We start from the raw sequence: 24,525 nt of genomic DNA, 5'->3' as shown, positions 1-24,525 counted from the left end.
CTCCGGCGCGCTCCCGCGGTGCTCAGACCTGCGTGATGACCTGGAACGGGACGGTGTCGTGGTAGTTCGCCATGTAGGCGATCTCGCCGCCGCGGAACCGGAAGTAGTTGACGACGCCCGCGTCCACCGGCTTGCCCGAGGCGCTGACCGCCTCGATCCGGGACACCACGGCGGCCTGGTCGCCGTCGACGACGACGTGCAGCGGGGTGTTCCGGAACCGCGCGTACATCGAGGTGAAGCCGGTCATCATCTCCCGCAGCACCTCCCGGCCCTCCACGCGGCCGGCGAGCTGCTCGTCCAGGACGGTGTCCGCGGCGAACAGGTCGCACCAGCGGTCCCATTCGCCCGCGTTCGCGAGTTCGTAGTAGCGGTCGAGCACGGCTCGGTTGTCCATGGCTGGTCCTCTCGGGCCGGTCCGCACGGGACCGGCCGCCTCAGAGCTCGGCGGACCCCGGCATGGGGGTGAGCGCGTTGACGATGTACGTGCGGATCCGCAGGCCGGAGCCGTCCTCGCCGGGGACGACGACCCAGGTCTGGTCGGCGTCGAAGCCGAGCCAGGTGCTCGTGGCCGCCGGCGGGTCCCAGACCTTGGCCTGCCAGTTGACGAGCACGGTGACCATCGCCTCGTCGTCCTTGACGGTCGCGTCGACCTTCGTCACCTCGTGCCGCTCGTCGAAGAACCGGTGGGTGACCGCGTCGTACCACTCGGTGAAGCCGGTGTGGCCGTACGCGGTGGTCTCGGGGAACCGCATCTCCAGCCCCTCGTCCACCAGCATCGGCAGCACGTCGCGCAGCGGGACGTGCCGGTCGAGGGCGACGTACCAGTCCACGGCGAACTTCCTGATCGCCTCGATGTCGAAACTCATCTGCTCTCTCCTCGGGTCGTGGTCAGGCCAGTCCGGTGGCGATGTCGACGACGAAGGGGCCCGAAGCCGCGAGCGCCCGCTCGACCGCGCCCGCCACCTCCCGCGGCTTCTGCACGCGGACGCCCCCGGCGCCCAGTGAGCGGGCCAGCCCGGCGAAGTCGATCTCGGGGCGGCGCAGGTCGAAGAACGAGGGCGCCGGACGGGGCGCCGCGCCCTGGTCCCGCCAGTAGGCCTCGATGTTGTCGTCCAGCAGGCGGTACCGGCCGTTGTTGCAGACGACGACGGTGACGTCGACGCCGTACCGGGCCGCCGTCCAGAGCGCCTGGTAGGTGTACATGGCGGCGCCGTCCCCGACGAAGGCGACGACCCGCCGGCCCGGCCGGGCCAGCTTGATGCCGACCGCCCCGGGGCCGCCGACGCCGAGGGAGCCCCCGCGCGTCGCGAAGTAGGAGCCGGGCCGGTCGGGCGGGATCGCGGCGGTGAGCGTCGGCGAGGCCGTCAGCGCCTCGTCGAAGACGATCAGGTCGTCCCCCGCGCGCCGGGCCAGCTCCCGGCAGAACTCGTCCAGCAGCGGGTCGGGCGCCGGGCCCGCCGGAGCCGCCGGGGAGGCGAGCCGCCGCCGGGCCGCGGCCCGGCGGTCGGGGGCGAGGCGGTCCGCCAGGACGTCGCCGATGGCCGCCAGCGCCCGCTTCGGGTCCGCGACGACGCCCACGTCCACGGGGAAGTTCTTGGCGATCTCGTAGGGGTCCAGGCTGATGTGGACGGTGCGCGCGCCGTCGGCGAACGGGTCGTCCAGCTCCGGGAACACCTCCGGGAAGACGTAGGTCCCGGCGATGAGGACCGCGTCCGCGCCGGCGACGACCGCCCGGCTCCGCGCGCCGAACATGTGCCCGAGCTGCCCCCGCGACAGCGGGTGCGAGGCGGGCATGTTCACCTCGGAGGAGTCCACCGACCAGACGTCGGCGCCCAGCGTCTCGGCCACCCGGACGAGCTCCGGCTGCGCGCCGGCGAGCGCGATCTCGTCGCCGGTGAGGATCAGCGGGCGCTCCGCCGCGGCCAGCAGCGCCGCGGCCCGCGCGGCCGTCGCCGGCGCGGGCGCCATATCGGTGGACGGCACCGACGTGGCGACCACCGGCTCGTCGTTGGGCTCGTCCAGCACGTCCATCGGCAGCGCCACGAACACCGGGCCGCGCGGCGGCGTCATCGCGATCTTCAGCGCGCGGCGGACGATCCGCAGCACCGACCGCGGGTCGGTGACCCGGGTGGCGTACTTGGTCACCGGCCGGGCCATGGCGACCAGGTCGGCGGCCATCTGGCCGTCCAGCGCCTCGTACCGGACGCCGGCCTCGCCGGCGACCACGAGCAGCGGGGTGTGGCCGCGCATCGACTGGTAGAGCATGCCGATGCCGTTCCCGAGGCCCACCCCCGTGTGGAGCTGGAGCAGCGCGGGCCCGCCCGTCGCGCGGGCGTAGCCGTCGGCCATCCCGGCCGCGACGGTCTCCTGGAGCGCCAGGACGTAGTCGAGTCCGGCGGACCGCTCGACGACGTCGAGGAAGCCCTGCTCCACGGTGCCCGGGTTGCCGAACATGTACCGCAGGCCGTCGACGGCGAACTGCTCGATGAGCTTGACCTTGCCCGGCACGGCGCCCACGGGGGTCACCAGCCGTACCGGACGAGGCCGTGGTCGAGCATCTCCACGAGCTTGCGGCCGGTGAGGAAGGAGTCGGGCGTGGAGCGGCCCGTGACGAACGGGTGGTCCACGATCACCGACAGGGGCTTGCCGACGTTGCCGTGGTAGGCGCCGTTCGGCCCGGTCGCGTCCCGCAGGATGTACTCCAGCGGGTAGGGCGGCGGGCCCATGTTGAAGTCGGTGCCGAGGAACCCGGTGCCGTCCTTGTAGTCGTACTCCTTCGGGTGGCCGGTGACGTGCTTGCCGGCGATGATGCTCGCGCGGTCGCCGAGCTCGCGGGCGAACGCCAGGCACGCCACGCCGTAGCACTCGGCGGCGATGGGCTTGCCGGCCCGCAGGAACGCCAGGATGAGCTCGTGGACGCGCTCGTTGTTGGCCAGGTCCACGATGGGGCCGCTGCCGCCGACGATGAGGATCGCGTCGTAGCGCTCGATGTCGGAGGCGAGCAGCTCGATCCGCCGGTGGTAGGACTCCAGCCGGGCCAGGTACCCGGGGTCGCTCATGTAGGGCCGCTCCGGCACCCACTGCTCCAGGTCGAGGGGGCTGTCGAGCCGGTTCGACTCGTCCAGCGCGCGGGCCAGCCGCGCGACCTCCTCGGTGGTGACCGAGCGGCCCAGCGGCGGGTCGACATAGGACGGGTCGAGGCTGGGCGGCAGCGCCCGCGGCCGTTTTCCGGTCGGTGTCACGAAAGTGACGTCGTATCCGCTGGCGTCGAACTCGGTCAGCGGACCGAGCAACTCCTCTCCCCAATACCCGTGCTCGGACAGAACGACGAGGACAGTTCTGGACATTGGCGCACTCCCCGGTTCGCCGATCCCTGTCACTCAACCGCGGCGGCGGTTGGCGATGGATCGATGGTCATAGGGCGGGCGCCGATTCGTCCAGGCGAATGCCGCTACTGCGTCACTTCCGGGAAACTCCATCAAGTTCGCGGGACCCGTCCGGCCGCATCCGGCAAACGGCCGAATTCGTTCCCGTACTTCGTCATCTCGGCGCGCCGGGAAAACGCCGGACTCCTAATATGTGCCTTTCGCCGCGCATCCGGGAGGCCGCGACGGCCGCCGGGGAGGCGCGGGAGACGGAGGGATGCCGATGAAGCCGGTGATCCTGGTCGTGGACGACGACCCGCAGGTGCTGCGGGCCGTCCGCCGCGACCTGCTCGACCGGTACACCGCCGACTACCGGGTCCTCGCCGCCGCGTCCGGCCGGGACGCGCTGGCGACCCTGGACGGGCTGGCGGCCAAGGACCACGAGCCGGCCCTGTTCCTGGTCGACCAGCGGATGCCCGGCATGACCGGGCTGGAGTTCCTGCTGGAGGCCGCGGGCCGCTTCCCCGACGCCAAGCGGGTCCTGCTCACCGGCTACGCCGACGCCGACGCGGCCGTGACCGCCATCAACCGCGTCCGGCTCGACCACTACCTGACCAAGCCGTGGGACCCGCCGCAGGAGCGCCTGTACCCCGTCCTGGACGACCTGCTGTCGGACTGGCGGGCCGGCCGCCCGGCCGGCGACTACGGCGGCGTCACCGTCGTCGACGTGTTCCCCTCCCCGGCCGCGCACGCGCTCCGCGACTTCCTCGCCCGCACCTCCCGGCCGTTCCGCTTCCTCAACGTGGAGACCAGCGCCGAGGGGGCCCGGCTGGCCGACGAGCACGCCGACGCCGAGCTGCCGCTGGTGCTGTTCCCGGACGGCGAGGCGCTCAGCGCGCCGACGAGCGGCGAGCTGGCCGCGCGGCTCGGGATCGGCGCGGCGGCGAACCGGCCGCACTACGACCTGGTGGTCGTCGGCGCCGGCCCGGCGGGCCTCGCCGCCGGCGTCTACGGGGCCTCGGAGGGCCTGTCCACCCTGCTCCTGGACGCCGACGTGCCCGGCGGGCAGGCCGGCACGTCCAGCCTCATCGAGAACTACCTGGGGTTCCCCGCGGGCCTGTCGGGCACCGACCTCGCGCGGCGCGCGGTGATCCAGGCCCGCCGGTTCGGCGCCGAGCTGCTGTACCCCGTGCGCGCCGTGGCGCTGCGCGGCGAGGGCTCGGCGCGGATCGTCACGCTGGCGGACGGGGCGGAGGTCAGCGCGGAGGCGGTGCTGCTGGCGACCGGCGTCTCCTACAACAAGCTGGACGTGCCGGGCGCGGACCGCTTCGACGGCTCCGGGCTCTACTACGGCGCGGCCGTCGCCGAGTCCGAGTCGTGCGTGGCGCAGGAGGTGCTCGTCGTCGGCGGCGCGAACTCCGCCGGGCAGGCCGCGGTCCACTTCGCGAAGTACGCCGCGAAGGTGACCCTCGTGGTGCGGGCGGACTCGCTGGAGGCGGGCATGTCCCGCTACCTGGTCAACGAGATCCGCCGCACCCCCGTGATCGAGGTGCGGACGCGCACCCGCATCGTGCGGTTCCGCGGCGGCCGCCGGCTGGAGCAGGTCCTGCTGCGCGACGACCGCACCGGCCGGGTCGCCGCCGAGCCCGCCGGGTTCGTCTTCGCCTTCATCGGGGCGCGGCCCCGCACCGGCTGGCTCGACGGCGTCGTGGCCCGCGACCCGAACGGGTTCGTGCGCACCGGCCCCGACGTGCCGGACGCGCCGGGCGCGCGGCGCCCGGCCCTGCTGGAGACGAGCGTCCCCGGCGTCTTCGCCGCGGGGGACGTGCGGTCCCGCTCGGTGAAGCGCGTCGCCGCGAGCGTCGGGGAGGGCGCGATGTCGGTCTCGCTGATCCACGGCTACCTCACGGGCACGCCCGCGCCCGCGTCCGCGCCGCCGTCCCCGCCCGGCGGCCGGGGGCGGCGGGCCGTCCGCTGAGCGAGCGGGCCGTCCGCCGAGCAAGCGGGGTGTCGGCTGAGCCAAGCGGGCCGGCCGCTGAGCAAGCGGACCGGCCGCCGAGCAAAGCGGGCCGCTGAGCCAAGCGGGCCGGCGAGTGCGCCCTCGCACTCGCCGGCCCTGATCCCCCCTGGCCCAGTCCCTCCCCCTGGGCGCGCTCCCTCCGCCCGGCCCTCTGCCCTCCCTGACCCGGGCCCGGCGGAAACCGGGCCCGTCAGACCTGCACGCCCGCGGTCTGCCGCCAGATGAGCCCGTCCCGCAGGACCAGCGTCCCGAAGGTGGTCTCGACCTGCCCGCCGAGCCTCATGGTCGCGCGGTAGAAGATGACGTCGTCGGACTCCACGAAGTCCAGCACCTCGATGACCTCCGGGGTCAGGGCCAGGTACGCCTCGAAGCCCTCCCGGATCGCCTCGATCCCCTCCTCGGTCTGGTCGAAGCGGACGAGGACCGCGTCGCTCCTGTAGTTCTTCATCAGCTCGTCGAGGTCGCCCGACGACAGCGCGTCGATCTGCCGGGTCCAGACGGTGTGCGCGGAACCGGTGGTCGGTGAGGCCATGTCACTCTCCTTGGGATCGGGCTTCGGACGAAGCCGTGGAAGGCCCGGGGGCGTCGGGGACGCTCCGGGGCGGGTGGCGCAGCGCCGGAAGGCGGATCGACGCCCTCAGGCCGTCCGGTGCCGAGGCGATCGACACCGTCCCGCCGTGGCGCCTGGTCACGATCTGGTGGGCCAGTTGCAGCCCGAACCCGGAGCCGTCGCCGATCTGCCGGGTGGTGAAGTACGGCTCGGGGGCCCGGCGCGCCGCGCGCGGCGGGTCCCCGGGGCCCGCGCCGCCGGTGCCGCGGATCTCGACGGCGACCCGGCCGTCCTCCCGGCCGACCTCCAGGGTCAGCGTGCCGGCCGGGCCGGCGGCGTCGGCCGCCGCGCCGATCAGCTCGCTCCACACCTGGTTCAGCTCCGAGGGATACCCCCACACCCGCGGCACGCCGGTCGCGTAGCGGCGGTCGACGCCGATCCCGGCGAGCCGCGGCCGCAGCATCGCGAGCGCCGCCTCGATGCCCTCGGTCACGTCGAGGTCCTGCTCGGGGGCGCGGTCCAGGTGCGTGTAGGAGCGCACCTGGCCGACGAGCGCGGAGATGCGGGGCGCGGCGGCGCGGAGCTCGGCGACGAGCTCCCGGACGTCCAGCAGCACGCACAGGTGGTCGAGCGCGGCGGCGCCGCCGACCCGTCCGAGGCCGTCCGCCAGCCGGTCCGGGCGGACGCCGCGCTCGGCGAGGGCGGTGGACAGCGCGACCGCGGCGGGAGCGCCCTGCCCGCTCATCCAGTCCAGCAGCTCGTCGGCGAGCTCCGCCGTCTCCAGCGGGTCGGCGCCCGGCGCTCCGCCGAACGCTCCACCGGACGCCGCGGCGGGTGCTGTGTCGAACGCCGCGGCGGGCGCTGTGTCGGGCGCTGTGTCGGGCGCTGCGGCGAGCTCCAGGTCCGCCAGCAGACCGTCGAGCGCCGCGCGCTCCGCCGGACCGGTGGACTCCGCCCACCGGTACGCGGTGCGGGTCAGCCGGTCCAGGCGGTGGCCGAGCTCGGCGGCGATCCGCGCCACCACCGCCGTAGGGTTGTTCAGCTCGTGCGCGATGCCCGCCGCCAGGTCGCTGAGCGCGGCCGCGGTCACCTGGCTCCGCGCGCGCACCTCCGACTCGCGGATGCGCCAGGCCATCACCGGCAGCATCACCCGCGCCACGGACGGGCAGCGGGCGACGAGCTCGAAGAACGCGTCCCTGCCGAGCGCGAGGACCCGGGCCCCGCCCACGACGGTGACGGCGGCGATGTTGACGCCGTCGGTCAGGAGCTGGAGCTCGCCGGTGAACTGGTGCGCGGCGGCGGGCTTGCCGCCCTCGGGCTCGGCGGGCGCGGGAACCGTGTGGCGGGTGAAGACCACCTCGTGCCCGTCGATGCGCTTGGTGACGGCGAGCTCCCCGGCGAGCAGCACGTACAGGTGCGTCGTCACCGCGCCGTCCTCGATGAGGACGGTCCCGTCCGCGAGCTCGCGGACCTCGGCGACCTCGGCGATCCAGTCCAGCTGCCCGGCCGGGAGGTGGGCGAACAGCTCCACCTCGCGCAGCTCCCGCACCAGCTCCGCCGCGCCCGTTGACGGTTCCACCTGTCCTCCAGCGCTCTCAGCCGAGGTAGACCCCGGGCCGCGGCTCCGTGGTGACGGACGCGAACTCCCCGTGGTAGGACACCAGCGGCCGGTCGTCGATCCCGGCCGTGTGGATCGCGTGGACCCGGCCGAGGAAGATGACGTGGTCGCCGCCGACGTACCGGGTCTCCAGCGTGCACTCCAGGCCCGCGACCGCGCCGGGCACGAGCGCCCCGCCGGCGGGCCCGGTGAGCCGGCCGATCCGGCGCAGCGCCGCCTCGCCCTCCGGCCGGTCCCTGCGCGCGAACTCCCGGGCGAGATGCTCCTGGCCGGCGTTGAGGATGTTCACGGTGAACGCCTCGGCCTTCTCGATCTCGTGCCGGATCTTCCCGTCCGAGCGGATGCTGATGAGCACCAGCAGCGGGTCCAGCGAGACGGAGGTGAGCGAGCTCGCGGTCACCGCGTGGGTGTCCGCCCCCGTCCCGCTGGTGATGACGGCGACACCCGTCGGGAAACTGCCCATCGCGGCGCGCAGCGCGTCCGCGTCCGCCGTGGTGAAGGTCTCGGTGCGCTCCTGCGGCATGGCGCCTCCCCTCGCCCGGCTGGACACGCCTCGCCGGGGCGATCTCCGAAATGAACCGCTTCCACGCACAGACTGCCCGCGGGCGCGGCGCCCGGTAAGCGCCTTCGGGGGAGGCCGTCCGGCCGTTCACGCCGGCGATCGGCGTGCCCGGACGGGCAGTCCGATCACCGTGCCCGGACGGCCTCGTCGCCACCGGAGCGGACTCCGTAGCGTGCGGGGAAAGCGGCGGCCACCGACCCTGTTGGATGGTGAGTACGAGTGAGCACGCAGACGAGCGCGCAGAGCCCTCCGGTGCGGCCGGGCACGGCGTCGGATCCGCGCAGGGTCGAGATGTTCAGCGACGGCGTCTTCGCCATCGCCGCGACCCTGCTCGTCCTGGACATCGAGGTGCCGGACGCGCGCGACGGCGCGTCGCTGTGGTCCGCCCTGGCCGGCCTGTGGCCGTCCTACGCGGCGCACGTGGTCACCTTCCTGGTGATCGGGATCATCTGGGCGAACCACCACACCGTCTTCGGCTACATCGCCCGGGTCGACCGCCTCCTGATCTGCCTGAACCTGCTGCTGCTCCTGGTCGTCTCCGCGCTGCCGTGGCCCACGGCGCTGGTGGCCGAGCATCTCGGCGGCGGCGGCGCCGACGCGCACGCCGCGGCCGCCGTGTTCAGCGGCTTCATGATGGCGCAGGCGGTCGTCTTCATGCTGTTCTGGCTCTACGTCACCCGGACCGGGCACCTCTTCCACGCCCATGTCGACAACGCCCACGCCCGCGCCATGCGGCTGAAGTTCGGGCTCGGCCTCGCCGTCTACCCGCTGGCGGTGGCCCTGGCGTTCGTCTCCGCGCCGGCCACCCTGGCGCTGCACGGGCTGCTCGCCGTCTACTACGCCGCGAACCCGATCTGGATCCCCAGCATCGACGAGGCGTGAGACCGCCGGAACGCCGAGACCGCCGGAACGCCGAGACCGCCGGAACGCCGAGACCGCCGCCGGAACGCGTCCGGCGGCGGTCTCGGCGCTCCGCTACCGGACGGGCCGCGCCGCGTCGAAGTCGGTGGAGTACGTGACCTCCCGCCACGCGTCCATCTCCGCGGTCTGCCGCGACAGCTTCCCCTGGATCAGTTCGAGGGCGTCACCGCCGAGCACCAGGCGCAGCGGCGGATCGGGGGCGTCCAGCAGACCGACGATCACCTCGGCGGCCCGGGCCGGGTCGCCGGGCTGCGCGCCGTCCAGCCCGGCGAACAGCTCCCGGACCGGGTCGATGGACGGGGCGTAGTCCGCGATCGGCGCCGCGGCCGTCGCCATCGAGGCGCCCGCCCAGTGGGTCCGGAAGTTGCCCGGCTCGATGATCGTCACCTTGACGCCGATCGGCGCGACCTCCGCCGCCAGCGCCTCCGAGAACCCCTCCACCGCGAACTTGCTCGCGTCGTACCAGGCCAGGCCCGGCGCCCCGAGCTGCCCCGCGACGGACGAGATCATGAAGATGTGCCCCGACCGCTGGGCGCGCAGCACGGGCAGCACGGCCCGTGTCACGTCGAAGACGCCGAAGGTGTTCACCTCCAGCTGCGCCCTGATCTGCTCGTCGGTGACCTCCTCGACCCCGCCGAGCAGGCCGAAGCCCGCGTTGTTCACCACGGCGTCGATCCGGCCGAACTCCCGCGTCGCGACGCGGACGGCCGCCCGCACGTCCTCCGGCCGGGTCACGTCGGCCCGCACGACCCGGACCCGGTCCGGGGCGCGGGCCGCCAGGTCGTCGTTGCTCTCCGGCCGCCGCACGGCCGCCACCAGCCGGTCGCCCCGGGCCACCACGGCCTCGGCCAGCGCCCGCCCGAACCCGCTGGAGGTGCCGGTGACCAGCCACACCCGGCCCTCGCTCGTCTCCGCCATCATCAGGTCCTCTCGGCGCTCAGGCGTCGGTGAAGTTGACGTCCAGGGACAGTTCCTCCCAGGCGTCCTGCTCGGCGCGCTGGCCTTCGAGCTTCGCGCGGATGTAGCCGAGCGCGTCCGCGCCCAGCACCAGCCGCAGCGGCGGATCGTCGGCCTCGACCACCCGGATGATCGCCTGCGCGGCCTTCGCCGGGTCGCCCTCCTGCTTGCCGTCGAGCTGGGTGAACAGGTCGCGCCAGTACTCGATCGACGGCGCGTAGTCGGCGATCGGCTCGGACCGCACCATCGAGCGGCCGGTCCAGTCGGTGCGGAAGTTGCCCGGCTCGATGATCGTCACCTTGACGTCGATCGCCGCGACCTCGGCCGCCAGCGCCTCCGAGAACCCCTCCACCGCGAACTTGGTGGCGTCGTACCAGGCCAGCCCGGGCGCGCCCACCATGCCCGCGATCGACGACATCGTGATGATGTGGCCGCTGCGCTGGCGGCGCAGCACCGGCAGCACCGCCCGCGTCACGTCGAACACCCCGAAGACGTTCACGTCGAACTGGTCGCGGATCTGCTCGTCGGTCGCCTCCTCCACGCCCCCCAGCAGCCCGAAGCCGGCGTTGTTGACGACCACGTCGATCCGGCCGAACGCCTCCACGGCGATCCGCACCGCCTCCCGCACCCGCTCCCGGTCGGTCACGTCGACCTCGACCACCCGCACCCGGCCGGGCGCGAGCGCCACCAGGTCCTTGTTGGTCTCCGGCCGGCGCACCGCCGCCACCAGCCGGTCGCCCCGCGCCACCACCGCCTCCGCCAGCGCCCGCCCGAACCCGCTCGACGTCCCGGTGATCAGCCACACCCGGCCACCACTCGCCTCTGCCACGACGTTCCCCTCTCTCCTGCGAATCGCCCGGCCGCCCCGCATCCGGATATGCGGACCGCAGGGAAACCATCCGCCGGGGCCCGGTGCGGGCACAACCAAGAGGCGCGCACTTCGTCACGTTCCCCAATCATGAGCCGGGCGGCGAATTCCCGGCCGCCGCGAATGACAATGATTTGATGTGAAACCATCCCGGTTCGGTGTCATACGAATGGCTCGAAAGGCTCCGCGGCACCATTAGCTTGGGAAATCACCGACCGAGGGACCATCATGAACGAAGGCAACCCCGCGGGCGACGGGGCCCGGACCGCCTCCACCGGGGCGCGGACGTCCCTGGTGCTGCTCGTGGTGAGCACCGCGATCCTGCTCGACGCGCTGGACCTGTCCATCACCCAGGTCGCCCTGCCCGACATCCGGCGCGGCATGGACCTGTCGGCGTCCGGCGTGCAGTGGACGGTCAACGCCTACGTGCTCACCTACGCCGGCTTCCTGCTGTTCGGCGGCCGGGCCGCCGACCTGCTCGGGCCGCGCCGCGTGCTGCTCGCGGGCCTCGCCGTCTTCGGCGGCATGTCGCTCGTCGCGGGGCTGGCGCCGCACCCGGCCGTGATCGTCGCGGCCCGCGGGCTGCAAGGCGTCGGCGCCGCGCTCACCGTGCCCGCCGGCGTCGCCATCATCGCGCGGACGTTCGCCGAGGGCCCCGAGCGGAACCGGGCCTTCGGCGTGTTCTCCGCGGCGGCGGCCTCCGGCTTCTCCGCGGGGCTCATCCTCGGCGGCGTGCTCACCGAGCTGCTGGACTGGCGCTGGATCTTCTTCGTGAAGGTGCCGATCGTCGCCGTCACCCTCCTGCTGGCCGTCCGCACCGTCGCCCCCGACACCGGCGCGCGCGACCGGTCGCGCGGCTTCGACCCGCTCGGCGGGGTGCTCGGCACCGCGGGACTGCTCCTCCTCGCGTTCGCCGTCACGCAGATCGCCGGCCGGACCGTGCCCGTGCCCCTCACCGCGGCGGCCGCGGCGGCGGCCCTGGCCCTGCTGGCGGGCTTCGTCGTCAACGAGGCCCGGCACCCCGACCCGCTCCTGCCGCTGCGGATCTTCCGGCTCCCGGTGCTGCGGACGTCCGACATCGCGTCGCTGACCGTCCTCGCCGCGCCGTTCGGGTACGCGTACATCGTGACGCTCTACACCCAGGAGGTCCTCGGCTACTCGCCGCTGGAGACGGGGCTGGCGCTGCTGCCGGCCGCCGCGGCGTCCGCCGCCGTCTCCCGCTACCTGGCGCCCGTCGCCGTCCAGCGCCTGGGGCTGCGCGCCACCGGCGGCGCCGGGATGCTCCTGGTCGCGATCGGCATGGTCATGCTGGTCCGCGTCGACGCGGGCACCGCCTACGCGGCCGTCCTGCTGCCCTCCTCGCTGATCTGCCTCGGGCTGGGCATGGGCAACGCCTACCCGGCGTACGCGATCGGCGGCGTGACCGGGGTCGGCGGCGCCGAGCAGGGCGTCGCGGCGGGCATCCAGCAGACCGCGCTGCAGATCGGCGGCGGGCTCGGCCTGGCCCTGGTCGCGACCGGCGTCGGCGCCTCCCTCGGCAGCGGCGGCTCCCCGGGCGACTACGTCACCGCCCTGCACGTCGGCGCGGTCATCGGCGCCGCCCTCCCGCTCCTCGGCGCGCTCGTCACCGTCACGGGCCGCATGGCGCCGGCCCCCGCGGCCCCGGCCGCGGACCCCGTTCCCGCATCGGCGCCCACGACCGGAACGGAGCCCACCGACCGGGACGCGTGAGCCGCCCGGCACGGACGCCGCTCCCGCCCGGCGCCAGTCCGACCGGACGTCAGAAGCGGCCATATCCGCTGTCAAGGCCGCCCGTAAAAGCCGCGCCATCGGGTCCGGAATGGGTCCCGCGCAGCGCGGAAGGCGAGGTCTTTCCACGAACTCCGGTGCCATAACGGTACGAGGAGGGATCGGTGGACTCGCTTCGCCCGCCCGGCTAGGATTGGCAACTGAAATGGGTCCGGAACTCAAACAACTTCGGTACTTCGTCGCCGTCGCGGAAGACCTGAGTTTCTCCGTCGCCGCGCGGCGGTCGCATGTGTCCCAGCAGGCGCTGAGCAGGATCATCCAGCAGCTCGAACAGCAGCTCGGCGTCCGGCTGTTCGAGCGGACCACCCGCACCGTGCGGCTGACCCCCGCGGGCGCCGCGATGCTCGGGCCCGCCCGGCAGTCGATCGCCGCCGCGGAGAACGCCGTCAACGCCGCCCGGCGCGCCGACGACGGCGACTACCAGCGCGCCCTGCGCATCGACATCTCCTCCAGCGGGCTCCAGACCGGCGCCGTCCTGCTGCGCCACTTCCGCCGGCGGCACCCGCAGATCCCGCTGTGGCAGGTCGAGGAGGGCGTCGACCGCGGCCTGACCGCGCTGCGCGAGGGCCGCCTCGACGTCCTGCTCGGCCTGGCCACGCACTGCCCGATCGACATCCCGGCCGAGGTCATCCGCCGGGAGCCGGTCGTCCTCGGCATGACCGCCACCCATCCGCTCGCCCAGCTCGACGCCGTCCCCGTCGCCCGCCTCGCCGACCAGGAGCTCCTGCTCCCCGCCGACGAGACCGCGATCGAGTGGGTCGAGTTCGTCGCGCAGTTCTGCCGGCGGGCGGGCATCGGCGTGCGGCGGTGGCCCGGCGTCACCCACGGCTCCAGCGGCGCGGCGGACGCGGTCCGCGAGGCGGGCTGCGTCGTGCCCACGAACCGCTGGAACGACCCGCCCGCCGACCTGGTGTTCCGCCCCCTGGTCGACCCGGTCCCGGTGTTCGACTGGGCCATCATGAGCGCCCCCGGCTCGGAGAACGCGGCGCGGGTGAAGTCGTTCGTGGAATGCGCCCGCGACGTCGCGGCGAAGAGCGACTGGCTGGGGTGACGCGGCGCCCGGCCCGGGGCCGGCCTCAGCCGTCGAACGCCGTGGCGCGGGCCAGGGACTCCCACGCCTCCAGCTCCTTGGCGGCGCCCTCGATCTCGTCGCGGACGCCGGCGACCGCGTCCTCGCCGAGCGGCAGGCGCAGCGGCGGGGCCTCCGATCCCAGCGCGGTCACGATCGCCGCGGCGGCCTTCGCGGGGTCGCCGGGCTGGGTGCCGTTGAGGCCGCCGAGCATCTCCCGGACGGGCCCCACGACCCCGTCGTACTCCGGCATGGCCGCCGAATGGTGGAAGGCGCCGTCGAGGATGCCGGTGCGGAACGCGCCGGGCTCGACCACCAGGACGTCGATGCCGAACGGCGCGACCTCCGCCGCGAGCGCCTGGCTCAGGCCCTCCAGGGCGAACTTGGTCGCGCTGTACGCCGACAGCCCCGGCGCCGAGTACCGGCCGAAGCTGCTGGACATCTGCACGATCGCGCCGCCGCCTTGCCGCCGCATCACCGGCAGCACCGCGCGGACCAGCGCCGCCGGGGCGAAGACGTGCACCTCGAACAGGCGGCGGAGTTCGGCGTCGGCGGTCTCCTCGACCGCGCCGAGCTGGCCCGACCCGGCGTTGTTGACCAGCACGTCGATGCCGCCGAACCGGTCGACGGCGGCGGCGACGGCCGCGTCGACCTGCTCCGGCACGGTCACGTCGAGCGGCTGCGCGACGGCCCGGTCCGGGTGGCGCTCCACGAGCGGGTCGAGCAGGTGGGTGCGCCGCGCTCCCAGCAGGGCCCTCCCCCCGCGTTCGAGCACGGCCGTGGCGATGGCCTGCCCGAATCCGGACGAGGCGCCGGTGATGAGCCAGTTCCCTGGTTGACGGTAGGGCATGGGCGTTCCCTTTTCTTCCCGCGGTTCGGACCATCGTCTTCCGCGCGCCGACCGGCGCGGCCAACGCAATGCTTTCCTTTTCAGGTCGACCGCGACAAGCGGATGACCTCGGCCAGCCGATGCTTTGTCAGGTCGCGTGCGAAACGGCCCGGTTTTGTCTTTTCTTCGTCATGTCGGCCGGACCGGCGCGGGGCCGGACAGGAACCGGTCAGGGGGTCAGGACCACTTTTCCCTTCATCCGGCCCGCCTCCAGGAATTCATGTCCCTTCGCCGCCTGCTCCAACGGCAGGCATCGCTCGACGTGGGCGCGCAGCCGCCCGTCCGCGGCCAGGCCGGCGAGCGCCGCCATGTCCGCGCTCGACGCCGTCACCCCCAGCGCCGCGAAGCGCGCGCCGTGCCGCCGCGCCTTCTCGGCCGTGACCCGCTGGTCCGGTGAGATCGCCACGAGGATGCCGTTCCCCCGCAGCGTGGCCAGCGACCGGACGCCGTAGTCGCCGCCGACCGGGTCGACGACGACGTCGATGTCGCGGGCGACCTCGGCGAAGTCCTGCGTCCGGTAGTCGATCGGCTCGTCGACGCCGAGCCCGGCGAGGAATTCGTGCCGGTCCGCGCGCGCGGTCGCCAGCACGTGGGCGCCCCTCGCCTTCGCCACCTGGACGGCGAAGTGGCCCACGCCGCCCGCCGCGCCGTGCACGAGGACGCGCTGGCCGGGCGCCACGTCCGCGGTCCGCACGAGGGCCTGCCAGGCGGTGAGCGCCGCCGCCGGCATGGCGGCCGCGGCCACGTGGTCCAGCGCCTCGGGTTTGGCGGTGATGTCGGCCTCGGGCGCGAGGGTGTACTCGGCGTGCGTGGCCGCGGGCGACCGCGGCATGCCGAAGACCGCGTCGCCCGGCCCGAACCGGGTCACCCCGGGGCCGGCCTCCTCCACCACCCCCGACAGGTCGAAACCGAGCGTGAACGGCGGCGGCCCGAAGAACTGGACCCGGCCGGACCGCAGATAGGTGTCGACCGGGTTGACGCTGGCGCCCTCGACCCGCACGAGCACCTCACCGCGCCGCGGTCTCGGCTTCGGCAGTTCGACGAATTCGAGCACTTCCGGGCCGCCGAAGGCCCGCTGACTGATCGCACGCATCAAACGCCCACTCCACGTGACGGCAATTCGACCTATTGCAGCAGGCTCCAGCAGGCCCGCGGCCCGTGACAAGGGCGCGGTGACACGGATCAGGGCGGCATTGACATCTTGTCCGGGTAAATGTGGATCCGGCCTGCTCGCACGGGTACGTTCCGAACGATGGGTCTGGAACTCAAACATCTCCGGAACTTCGTCGCCGTGGCGGACGCCCTCAGTTTCTCCGTCGCCGCACGGCGTTCCTTCGTGTCGCAGCAGGCGCTGAGCAGGATCATCCAGCAGCTCGAACAGGAACTCGGCGTCAAGCTCTTCGAGCGGACCACCCGCAGCGTGCGGCTGACCCCCGCGGGCGCCGCGATGCTCGGCCCCGCCCGGCAGTCCATCGCCGCCGCCGACGACGCCGTCAGCGCCGCCCGCCGGGCCGGCAGCGGCGACTACCGGCGCTCCCTGCGCATCGACATCTCCTCCAGCGACCTCCAGACCGGCGCCGTCCTGCTGCGCGCCTTCCGGCGGCGGCATCCGCAGATCTCCACGTGGCAGGTCGAGGAGGGCGTGGACCGCGGCCTGGCCGCGCTGCGCGAGGGCCGCCTCGACGTCCTGCTCGGGCTGGCCGCGCACTGCCCGCTCGACGTCCCCGCGGAGGTGATCCGCCGGGAGCCCGTCGTGCTCGGCCTGAGCGCCGCCCACCCGCTCTCCCGGCTGGACGCGGTGCCGGTGGCGCGGCTCGCCGGCGAGCCGCTGCTGATGCCCGCCGACGAGGTCGCCGGCGAGTGGATCGAGTTCATCGCGCAGTTCTGCCGGCAGGCGGGGGTGCGGCCGCGCCGGTGGCCCGGCGCGACGCACGGCGCGCACGGGGCGGCGGACGTGCTGCGGGAGGGGAACTGCGTCGTGCCCACGGTCCGGTGGGACGATCCGCCCGCCGATCTGGTCTTCCGTCCTCTCGTCGAGCCGGTCCCGGTGTTCGACTGGGCCATCATGACCGCGCCCTGCACCGAGGACCTCTCCCCCGTGCCGCATGTGGAGGCGTTCGTCGACTCCGCCCGGCAGGTCGCGGCGCGCTGCGGCTGGCTTCCGCCGCCCGGTACGGTGCCGTCCCTCGCCGGAACGGGCGGGTTCCTCGACGACGTGCCCGGGGGCGGCGCGCTCCGCTGAGGTTCGCGCGCCGCCACCGCTCACGCTCCGCCGCCGGCCGGGCGCCGGTCAGGGGCCGGCGGCGTCGGGGACGCCGGCGACACCCGGATCGGGACGCGGATCGGGACGCGGATCAGGGCGCGGCTCGGTGCCGGCGAGTCCGGTGCCGGCGAGCTCGCGCCGGTCCGCCGCGCCACCGCCGTGCGGCCGCCGCGCCGACCTCGGCTTGGACCACCTGCGCATGACCGGATCCTCGACGAGGGTGAACAGCAGCCACGACGCCACCAGCGTCACCGCGAGGAGCCCGGCGATCACCCCGAGGCCCGCCGGCACGGACAGGTCGTGCTGGCGCCCGGCCGAGGTGCGCAGCTTGATCCACAGCCCGAGGGACCAGTGCAGCAGGTAGAACGCGAACGACCACTCGCCCAGCCGCCGCATCACCGGCGACCGCAGGGCCGACCGGCGGCCCTGGACGTCGGCGGTGGCGATGGCCGCGATGAGCAGCGCCAGCGGAAGGACGTTGGCCGCGTTGACCTGGTACAGCCACGGCTCGGCCAGGCTCGCCGCGTAACTGGCGACCAGGATTCCCACCGCCGGGACCGTGCGCAGGCCGATCCAGCGTCCGGCGAGCACGATCCGGGCGGCGAGGATGCCGAGGACGAAGTCCAGCAGCCGCACCGGCGGGAAGATGCCGGCGAACCAGAACTGCGTCGCGGAGTGGCCTCCGTACGGCGTGCCGACGTTGGCCGGGCTGAACATGGGGTCGGCGGGCAGCGCCCTGGCGATCAGCGGGACCACCAGGATCAGCGCCGCGACCCCGCCGGCGTACCACCACAGGTGCTCCGGCCGGATCTTCCGCACCGCCCACAGCAGCAGCGGGAAGAGCAGGTAGAAGAAGAGCTCGCAGGACAGCGACCAGGCCGGGATGTTGATGCTGAAGAACACGACCTCCTTCGGCGACCACGCCTGGACCAGGAAGAAGTTCAGCACCGCCGACGAGTCCGGCCAGAACAGCGACGCGTAGAGCACCATCGCCAGCGCGAACGTCACGATGTGGTTGGGGAAGATCTTGACGACCCGGCGGCGGAGGAACCGCGCGGCCGTGTCGGAGTCGCGCGCCGACCAGGTCAGCACGAAACCGCTGAGGACGAAGAAGAACGTCACGCCGAGGAAACCGGCGTTGTGCACCAGCTTGTCGTAGGGGCCCTCGTCGGTGCCGTAGGCGGCGAACAGCTTCAGCAGCGACACATGGAAGAGGAACACCATGAACGCCGCGATGAAGCGGACTCCGGTGAGGGATTCGATGCGGGCGGGTCTTTGAGCGGCCGTCGACTCTGACATGTTGCCCCCTTGCGAGACGAGGTCACCCCACCCGGGCGAGTGGGGTGCCGGGCCGGACGTCGGGCCGGACGTCGGCGCGGGCGGGCCGCGGACCGCGTGGGCGCCGTGGTCGGCGGTGGACCGCGATCTGGCGCTGCTGAAGGCGGCGGCGACCGTCCAGGCGCAGGAGACGGTGTCGATGTGCCGGGTGCACTGCGGGGCGCCGGGCTTCGCCGCGGTGGAGCGGCTCAACGCCTACCGGGGCCTCGCCCACGCCTACCAGAACGCCGGCGGCGACAACGAGCTGATCCTCTACGACACGGCGCGGGCCATGGCGGACCTGGACCGCTACGCGCCGCCCGAGCCCGGTGCCGGGCCGCCCGACGAGGGCGATCTGCGGTCCCCGCGGGTGTGGCTGTTCCTGGCGCGGGACGTCGAGCGGCGGATGCGCGACCGGCTCGCCGGGCGGGTGGCGGACGCCCGCGCCGCCGGGCGGGACCCGTTCACCGCCTGGAACGGCAACCTCGTCCTGGCCGCGCGGACCGCCGTGGCGTGCGCCGACCGGACCATGCTGGAGATCCTCGTCACGTCGCTGGAGGAGGGTCCGGAGCTGCTGGGCCCGGTGCTGCGCCTGCACGCGCTGAACTGGCTCGACCGGCGGGCGGGCGACCTGCTGAACGAGGGCGTCGTCCCGGCCGGGGTGCTGGACGAGGTGTGGGCCCTGCGGGCGGAGGTCTGCGACGCGCTGGCGCCGCGCGCGGCGGACCTGGCGGCGGGGCTGGACCTGCCCGCGCCGATCACCGCGCCTGCCGCCGGGATCCTGCCCGGGGACGGCGGATGAGGGCGGCGCGTCCGGTGAAAGGCCACGCCACGCCGCGACTTCGCGAAGGACGTGGGGGAACCAGTGCCGGGTGGCTACCGTTCTCGTAACAGACCGCGCGGGTGACAGGCATCCGCATGGGCCGATTCGGAGGTAGACACAGTGGGAGTCAGTCTGAGCAAGGGCGGCAACGTCTCGTTGACGAAGGAGGCTCCCGGACTGACCGCCGTCGTGGTGGGTCTGGGCTGGGACGTGCGCACCACGACGGGGACCGACTTCGACCTCGACGCCAGCGCGCTGCTGTGCTCGGCGGAGAACAAGGTCCTGTCGGACCAGCACTTCGTGTTCTTCAACAACCTCAAGAGCCCGGACGGCTCGGTCGAGCACACGGGCGACAACCTCACCGGTGAGGGCGAGGGCGACGACGAGCAGATCAAGGTGAACCTGGCCGGTGTGCCCGCCGAGGTCGCCAAGATCGTGTTCCCGGTGTCGATCTACGACGCCGACGGCCGCCAGCAGAGCTTCGGCCAGGTCCGCAACGCGTTCATCCGCGTGGTGAACCAGGCGGACAACAGCGAGATCGCCCGGTACGACCTGTCCGAGGACGCCTCGACCGAGACGGCGATGGTGTTCGGCGAGCTCTACCGCAACGGCGCCGAGTGGAAGTTCCGCGCCGTGGGCCAGGGGTACGCCTCCGGCCTGGCCGGGATCGCCTCCGACTTCGGCGTCAACGTCTGAGCGGTACGACGGCGTGAGCGAGGCGCCCCGGGCCGTCCGGCCCGGGGCGCCTCGCATGTCGGGGCCGCCGTCACGGGCCGCCGTCACGGGCCGGTGTTAGGACCGACGCCCCCGGGCCGGTGTCACGGGCCCTCCAGCGGCCCGGGGAGATCAGGCGCCGGAGGGGACGACGGCCCAGGCCTCGATCTCGACGAGCAGGTCGTCGCGGACGAGGCCGGACACCTCGACGAGGGACGCGGCGGGCGAGACGCCCTCGGGCAGCATCTCGGTGCGGACGGCCCGCACGACGCCGACCTGGCGGGCGTCGCGCAGGAAGTAGCCGAGCCGGACCACGTGCTCCCAGCGGGCGCCGGCGGCGGTGAGCGCTGCCTCCAGGTTGGCGAACACCTGGCGGGTCTGGGCCTCCACGTCCCCGGCGCCGACGAGGTTCCCGTCGGCGTCCAGGGCGATCTGGCCGCTGAGGACGACCAGGCGCCCGGGGACGTCGACGGAGACGGCGTGGCTGTAGCCGGGGCCGGGCGGCAGGCCCGCGGCGTCGATCTCGCGGATGCCGGTCCCGGGGCGCGCGGTGCTGCGTTCTGTCACATGATCACGCTACCCGCATCCGCCGGGCCCGGGGCGGGCCGTCAGCCGATCAGCTCGGCGCGCAGCCGCGTCTTGAGCAGCTTGCCGCCGGGGTTGCGGGGCAGCTCGTCCGCGCGGAACCAGACGTGCGCGGGGATCTTGAACGCGGCGATCCGGTCGGCGAGGAACTCCTGGAGCTCGGCGGCGGTCGCGGACGCGCCGGGCCGCAGCCGCACGACGGCGCCGACCTCCTCGCCCAGCACCTCGTGGGGGACGCCGATGACGCCGCAGTCGGCGACGGCGGGGTGCTCGTAGAGGGCGGCCTCGACCTCGGCGCAGTAGATGTTCTCGCCGCCGCGGATCAGCATGTCCTTGGCGCGGTCGACGATGTAGACGAAGCCGTCGGCGTCCAGGCGGGCGAGGTCGCCGCTGTGGAACCAGCCGTCCACGATGGCCTGGGCGGTGGCCTCGGGCTTGTTCCAGTAGCCCTTGATGACGTTGGGGCCCTTGATGAGCAGCTCGCCGACCTCGCCGGTGGGCAGTTCGTCCCCCGCCGGGTCGACGACCTTGACGTCACAGACGGCCACGGGCGGGCCGACGCTGTCGGGGTGCTCCAGGTAGTTGACGCCGGCGTTGTAGGTGGTGACCGAGGAGGTCTCGGTCAGGCCGTAGCCGTTGCCGGGGACGCGCTGGGGCAGCCGGTTCTTGATCTTGTCGACGAGGGTGGGGGGCGCGGGCGCGCCGCCGTAGCTGACGCTGGTGAGGCTGGAGGTGTCGTACTTGTCGAAGTCGGGGGAGGTGAGCACCTGCCAGGCCATGGTGGGGACGCCGCCGAACCCGGTGACCCGCTCCCGCTCGATCAGCCGCAGCGCCTTGTCGACGTCCCACTTGTACATCAGGACGACGGTGCCGCCTTGCAGGGCGCTGCTCACCAGGACCGAGTGGCAGCCGGTGGCGTGGAAGAACGGCACGCTGAGCAGCGTGACGCGCCGCTGGGGCCGGCTCAGCTCCTCCAGCTCGCCGCCGGCGCGGACCCCGGCCGACAGCATCCCGTAGGCGAGGCTGACGGGGTTGGTGGTGATGTTGCGGTGGGTGCCGAGGGCGCCCTTGGAGCGTCCGGTGGTGCCGGAGGTGTAGAAGATGGTGGCCTCGTCCTCGGGGTCGAGGGCGAGGTCGGGCAGGGACGCGGCGGCCGGGTCGCCGGTGTCGCCGAGCACGTCCTCGAACGCCTCGGTGCCGGGCGGCGGCGGCCCGTCCGCGCGGACGACCAGGGCGGCGAGGTCCAGGGACGGCAGGACGCCGGCGAGGCGCTCGGCCCGCTGCCGGTCGGCGACCAGCACGGCGGCGCCGCTGTCGCGCAGCCCGTACTCCAGCTCGCCGGCGCTCCACCAGGCGTTGAGGGGGACGACGACGGCGCCCGCGGCGGCGGCGCCGAAGAAGGCCACCGACCACTCGGGGTAGTTGCGCATCGCGATGGCGACGCGGTCGCCCTTGCGGACCCCGTACCGGCCGATGAGCAGCCGCGCGAACGCGGCGGCCTCGGCGTAGTGCTCGGCGAAGCTGAGCCGGTCGTCCTCGTAGACGAGGAACGGCGCGTCGCCGTGCAGGCGCGAGATCTCCAGGACGTCGCGGAGGGTGGGCGGGGCGTTCTTCCACACGCGGGTCCGCACGCCGCGGATCTCGACCTCGTCCATCTCGAAGAGCTGCCCGGGGGCCGTCATGGCCGCCCGCACCTCAGCGATGCTCCGCATCCTCGCACCTCCGCGCCCGCGGCGTCCCGTCGCCCGGCCCGAACGCCGAACGCGGTTCGGGTACGCCGTCCCGAGAATCTATGAGCCACGTCACGTCCGGGTCAACGGTCCGCCGCAGGTCGGACGGCCGCACGCCCCGGCCGGACGCCCCCGCGCCACGTCCCGGACGGCCTTACGCCACCGCGCGGACGGCGCCGCGCCGCCGCCGGGTCCCGGATCCGCGGGCGGCGCGCCACGGCCCCGCCACGCCCCGTTCCCCGGGCGGGGTGGGGGTGCGCGCCGGTACCGGCGATGATCCTTACCTGCGACAATGGGGGGCATGACCGAGCGCAAGCCGATCGAGTACTGGCTGTCGGACATGGACGGGGTGCTGGTGCACGAGGGCCGTCCCGTCCCCGGTGCCGACGAGTTCATCCGCAGGCTGGCGGCCTCCGGCAAGCCCTTCCTCGTCCTCACCAACAACTCGATCTACACCCGGCGCGACCTGTCGGCCCGCCTCGGCTCGCTCGGGCTGGCGGTGCCGGCCGAGTCGATCTTCACGTCGGCGCTGGCGACGGCGCGGTTCCTGGCCGACCAGCGGCCGGAGGGGTCGGCGTACGTGATCGGCGAGGCGGGGCTGACGACGGCGCTGCACGAGGCGGAGTTCGTCCTCACCGACCTCGATCCCGACTACGTGGTGCTCGGCGAGACCCGCACCTACAGCTTCTCGCAGATCACCAAGGCGATCCGGCTGATCGAGAACGGCGCCCGGTTCGTGGCGACCAACCCCGACCCGATCGGCCCGTCCCCCGAGGGGTCCCTGCCGGCGTGCGGGGCGGTCGCGGCGATGATCACCCGGGCGACGGGGGTGGCGCCGTACTTCGTCGGCAAGCCGAACCCGCTGATGATGCGGACGGCGCTGAACGTGGTCGGCGGGCACAGCGAGTCCACCGCGATGGTCGGCGACCGGATGGACACCGACATCGTCGCGGGCGTGGAGGCCGGGCTGGAGACGATCCTGGTGCTGAGCGGGATGACGCGCAAGGAGGAGGTCGAGCGGTTCCCGTTCCGGCCGAACCGCGTGGTGTCCTCGATCGCGGACCTGATCGAGGTCGTCGACGCCTGACCACCGCACGGCTAGGGCGCGGTTCCCAGAGACGGGACGTGCGGTCCCTGCGCCAGCGTCCAGGCGAGGCGGACCTGCGCGGCCGTCGCACCGTGCGCGCGAGCGACCGCTTCGATCTCGCCGTCACCGGTGCCCGGGCCCGGTCCGTCGCCGCCTCCCTCTCCGGCGATGGCGAAGAACGGGACGAACGCGATGCCGCGTTCGCCACAGGCGCGCAGCAGGTCCCGCTGCTCGGCAGGCGCGCCGATGCCGAAGGGGTTCTGCACGCACACCACGGGCGCGATCTCCAGGGCCTCGGCAAGGTGCCGGGAGGTGGCGTTGGAGATGCCGAGGTGGCGGACGAGGCCGGCGTCGCGGAGGGCGGCCAGCGCGGCGAAGTGCTCGCCGATCGAGCCGTCCCGGCGGCTGGGCGGGACGCGCAGGGCGACCACGTCGAGGTGGTCGCGGCCGAGCTGGCGCAGGTTCTCCTCAACCTGGCCGCGGAGCCGCCCGGGCTCGGCCCACTGCCATTCACCCGAGGGGTCGCGTCCGGCCCAGACCTTGGTGGCGATGACGAGGTCCTCGGGGTAGGGGGCGAGCGCGGTGTTGATGAGCTCGTTGGCCGAGCGCAGCGGCGAGAAGTAGAACGCGGCGGTGTCGATGTGGTTCACGCCGAGCTCGACCGCACGGCGGAGGACGCCGAGGGCCTGGTCGCGGTCGCGGGGGGCGCCGAACCCGAACGCGGCGGTGCCCGGGAGCCGCATGGCGCCGAACCCGACGCGGTTGACGGTGCGGTCGCCGAGCGTCCAGGTCCCCGCAGCGGCGGCCGACACCGCACCGGACACGGGGCCGGACGTAGCACTGGGGGTCGGGGTGGCCATGGTCGACTCCGTCCTCTCGGCTGAGGGGCCCCGGAAAGCGGCCGGCTCGGGAAGCGGTTCGGTTCCGGGCACGAAAAAAGCCTCCCCGGCGGATGGTGCTCCGCGCCGGAAAGGCTCCTGTGTTCGCCCGGGATGCTAGCAGGCCAGACCCCGGTTGCGGGCGGGGAGCCGCCGCTGGCTACGATCTTGAAGGAGATCATTTCATCGCATCGGCGGTGCATCGGGGGGCGGGCGTACGCGGGCGGCGGCACGGGGGTGCCGCGGTCCGGGGGCGCGGGCGGCGGGGGCCGCCGGGGACGGCTTCCGGCGTGGTTCCGGTGCCCGACGCCGACCGGAGCGACGTGCAGAAGCTCAACGATCCCGCCGCCGTATCGCGTCCAGGGGGACGGGTCGCGCGGCTCCGCCGGCGGCGCGGCCGCCGGATGGTCCTGCTGGCCGTCGCCGGAGCCGTCGCCCTGACCGCGGCGAGCGCGGGCGCCGCGCTGATCCTGGCCCCGCGCGGGAAGGGCGGCGGACCG

At 73.9% G+C, this 24,525-nt stretch carries 24 protein-coding genes; 9 read left to right on the top strand and 15 right to left on the bottom strand.

What is annotated here, in order from left to right; genetic code table 11:
* Positions 1-22 precede the first annotated feature (22 nt).
* The 4 genes from E1300_RS01935 to E1300_RS01920 are packed head-to-tail and all read right to left on the bottom strand — an operon-like array spanning position 23 to position 3,347.
* Positions 23-394, bottom strand: a complete 372-nt coding sequence (locus tag E1300_RS01935) for a nuclear transport factor 2 family protein (protein WP_131755103.1) — start codon at positions 392-394, stop codon at positions 23-25.
* Between the two features lie 40 nt (positions 395-434).
* A complete protein-coding gene (locus E1300_RS01930; protein WP_131755102.1) occupies positions 435-866 on the bottom strand; it encodes a nuclear transport factor 2 family protein in 432 nt (143 codons plus the stop codon).
* A gap of 22 nt (positions 867-888) precedes the next feature.
* Positions 889-2,526 (bottom strand): thiamine pyrophosphate-binding protein, encoded by a 1,638-nt coding sequence (locus tag E1300_RS01925; RefSeq protein ID WP_207399428.1) that lies wholly within the window; start codon positions 2,524-2,526, stop codon positions 889-891.
* Positions 2,523-3,347, bottom strand: a complete 825-nt coding sequence (locus E1300_RS01920; protein ID WP_131755101.1) for a type 1 glutamine amidotransferase domain-containing protein — start codon at positions 3,345-3,347, stop codon at positions 2,523-2,525. Before E1300_RS01920 ends, E1300_RS01925 begins: the two co-directional genes overlap by 4 nt.
* Before the next feature lie 301 nt (positions 3,348-3,648).
* On the opposite strand from E1300_RS01920, the gene E1300_RS01915 reads away from it, so the two are divergent.
* Positions 3,649-5,343 (top strand): NAD(P)/FAD-dependent oxidoreductase, encoded by a 1,695-nt coding sequence (locus E1300_RS01915; RefSeq protein ID WP_242618889.1) that lies wholly within the window; start codon positions 3,649-3,651, stop codon positions 5,341-5,343.
* A gap of 232 nt (positions 5,344-5,575) precedes the next feature.
* Here E1300_RS01915 and E1300_RS01910 read toward each other — a convergent pair whose 3' ends face one another.
* The 3 genes from E1300_RS01910 to E1300_RS01900 are packed head-to-tail and all read right to left on the bottom strand — an operon-like array spanning position 5,576 to position 8,076.
* On the bottom strand, positions 5,576-5,917 hold the full coding sequence (locus E1300_RS01910; protein ID WP_131755099.1) for a nuclear transport factor 2 family protein: 342 nt from the start codon (positions 5,915-5,917) through the stop codon (positions 5,576-5,578).
* A 1-nt stretch (position 5,918) separates the two neighbouring features.
* Positions 5,919-7,514: an ATP-binding protein gene (locus E1300_RS01905; RefSeq protein ID WP_131755098.1), complete on the bottom strand. Its 1,596-nt coding sequence runs from the start codon at positions 7,512-7,514 to the stop codon at positions 5,919-5,921.
* A 16-nt stretch (positions 7,515-7,530) separates the two neighbouring features.
* On the bottom strand, positions 7,531-8,076 hold the full coding sequence (locus E1300_RS01900) for a flavin reductase family protein (RefSeq protein WP_131755097.1): 546 nt from the start codon (positions 8,074-8,076) through the stop codon (positions 7,531-7,533).
* 258 nt (positions 8,077-8,334) lie between these two features.
* On the opposite strand from E1300_RS01900, the gene E1300_RS01895 reads away from it, so the two are divergent.
* Positions 8,335-8,997, top strand: coding sequence for a TMEM175 family protein (locus E1300_RS01895; RefSeq protein ID WP_207399427.1), 663 nt, complete (start codon positions 8,335-8,337; stop codon positions 8,995-8,997).
* A gap of 93 nt (positions 8,998-9,090) precedes the next feature.
* On the opposite strand, the gene E1300_RS01890 is transcribed toward E1300_RS01895, so the two are convergent.
* Both E1300_RS01890 and E1300_RS01885 read right to left on the bottom strand, forming a co-directional pair.
* On the bottom strand, positions 9,091-9,954 hold the full coding sequence (locus tag E1300_RS01890; protein ID WP_207399426.1) for an oxidoreductase: 864 nt from the start codon (positions 9,952-9,954) through the stop codon (positions 9,091-9,093).
* A gap of 19 nt (positions 9,955-9,973) precedes the next feature.
* On the bottom strand, positions 9,974-10,822 hold the full coding sequence (locus E1300_RS01885) for an oxidoreductase (RefSeq protein ID WP_242618888.1): 849 nt from the start codon (positions 10,820-10,822) through the stop codon (positions 9,974-9,976).
* Positions 10,823-11,089: 267 nt separating this feature from the next.
* Here E1300_RS01885 and E1300_RS01880 point away from each other — a divergent pair, with 267 nt between their 5' ends.
* Complete coding sequence (locus E1300_RS01880; RefSeq protein ID WP_131755094.1) at positions 11,090-12,592, top strand: MFS transporter; 1,503 nt, start codon at positions 11,090-11,092, stop codon at positions 12,590-12,592.
* A 223-nt stretch (positions 12,593-12,815) separates the two neighbouring features.
* Positions 12,816-13,721 carry a LysR family transcriptional regulator gene (locus tag E1300_RS01875; RefSeq protein WP_165502631.1) on the top strand — a complete coding sequence of 302 codons (906 nt, stop codon included), beginning with the start codon at positions 12,816-12,818 and terminating at the stop codon, positions 13,719-13,721.
* Positions 13,722-13,746: 25 nt separating this feature from the next.
* On the opposite strand, the gene E1300_RS01870 is transcribed toward E1300_RS01875, so the two are convergent.
* Both E1300_RS01870 and E1300_RS01865 read right to left on the bottom strand, forming a co-directional pair.
* Positions 13,747-14,589: an SDR family NAD(P)-dependent oxidoreductase gene (locus tag E1300_RS01870; protein ID WP_131755092.1), complete on the bottom strand. Its 843-nt coding sequence runs from the start codon at positions 14,587-14,589 to the stop codon at positions 13,747-13,749.
* Between the two features lie 208 nt (positions 14,590-14,797).
* A complete protein-coding gene (locus E1300_RS01865; RefSeq protein WP_131755091.1) occupies positions 14,798-15,721 on the bottom strand; it encodes an NADP-dependent oxidoreductase in 924 nt (307 codons plus the stop codon).
* A 159-nt stretch (positions 15,722-15,880) separates the two neighbouring features.
* Between E1300_RS01865 and E1300_RS01860 the strand changes: the two genes are divergently transcribed.
* Positions 15,881-16,870 (top strand): LysR family transcriptional regulator, encoded by a 990-nt coding sequence (locus E1300_RS01860; protein WP_165502630.1) that lies wholly within the window; start codon positions 15,881-15,883, stop codon positions 16,868-16,870.
* Positions 16,871-16,918: 48 nt separating this feature from the next.
* On the opposite strand, the gene E1300_RS01855 is transcribed toward E1300_RS01860, so the two are convergent.
* The gene (locus E1300_RS01855; protein WP_131755089.1) at positions 16,919-18,190 is read right to left on the bottom strand and encodes an acyltransferase family protein; all 1,272 of its coding nucleotides are present in this window, start codon (positions 18,188-18,190) and stop codon (positions 16,919-16,921) included.
* Here E1300_RS01855 and E1300_RS01850 point away from each other — a divergent pair.
* Both E1300_RS01850 and E1300_RS01845 read left to right on the top strand, forming a co-directional pair.
* The gene (locus E1300_RS01850; protein ID WP_131755088.1) at positions 18,189-19,010 is read left to right on the top strand and encodes an acyl-CoA dehydrogenase; all 822 of its coding nucleotides are present in this window, start codon (positions 18,189-18,191) and stop codon (positions 19,008-19,010) included. The two genes, E1300_RS01855 and E1300_RS01850, sit on opposite strands and share 2 nt — an antisense overlap.
* A 141-nt stretch (positions 19,011-19,151) precedes the next feature.
* On the top strand, positions 19,152-19,727 hold the full coding sequence (locus tag E1300_RS01845; protein ID WP_131755087.1) for a TerD family protein: 576 nt from the start codon (positions 19,152-19,154) through the stop codon (positions 19,725-19,727).
* A gap of 150 nt (positions 19,728-19,877) precedes the next feature.
* Here E1300_RS01845 and E1300_RS01840 read toward each other — a convergent pair whose 3' ends face one another.
* Together E1300_RS01840 and E1300_RS01835 are read right to left on the bottom strand one after the other, a co-directional pair.
* The gene (locus E1300_RS01840) at positions 19,878-20,312 is read right to left on the bottom strand and encodes a RidA family protein (RefSeq protein ID WP_242618887.1); all 435 of its coding nucleotides are present in this window, start codon (positions 20,310-20,312) and stop codon (positions 19,878-19,880) included.
* A 41-nt stretch (positions 20,313-20,353) separates the two neighbouring features.
* Positions 20,354-22,042 (bottom strand): class I adenylate-forming enzyme family protein, encoded by a 1,689-nt coding sequence (locus tag E1300_RS01835; protein ID WP_131755086.1) that lies wholly within the window; start codon positions 22,040-22,042, stop codon positions 20,354-20,356.
* Between the two features lie 319 nt (positions 22,043-22,361).
* On the opposite strand from E1300_RS01835, the gene E1300_RS01830 reads away from it, so the two are divergent.
* Positions 22,362-23,147 (top strand): HAD-IIA family hydrolase, encoded by a 786-nt coding sequence (locus E1300_RS01830; protein WP_131755085.1) that lies wholly within the window; start codon positions 22,362-22,364, stop codon positions 23,145-23,147.
* 11 nt (positions 23,148-23,158) lie between these two features.
* Here the strand turns inward: E1300_RS01830 and E1300_RS01825 are convergent, their stop codons facing one another.
* Positions 23,159-24,007: an aldo/keto reductase gene (locus tag E1300_RS01825; RefSeq protein WP_131755084.1), complete on the bottom strand. Its 849-nt coding sequence runs from the start codon at positions 24,005-24,007 to the stop codon at positions 23,159-23,161.
* 317 nt (positions 24,008-24,324) lie between these two features.
* Here E1300_RS01825 and E1300_RS01820 point away from each other — a divergent pair.
* On the top strand, positions 24,325-24,525 hold a 201-nt coding region (locus E1300_RS01820; protein WP_131755083.1), incomplete at its 3' end, for a hypothetical protein.

Source organism: Actinomadura fibrosa (assembly GCF_900659615.1).
Taxonomy (GTDB): Bacteria; Actinomycetota; Actinomycetes; order Streptosporangiales; family Streptosporangiaceae; genus Spirillospora; species Spirillospora fibrosa.
The sequence above is the reverse complement of the archived record's forward strand: the minus strand, read 5'-3'. Positions and strand labels throughout refer to the sequence as shown.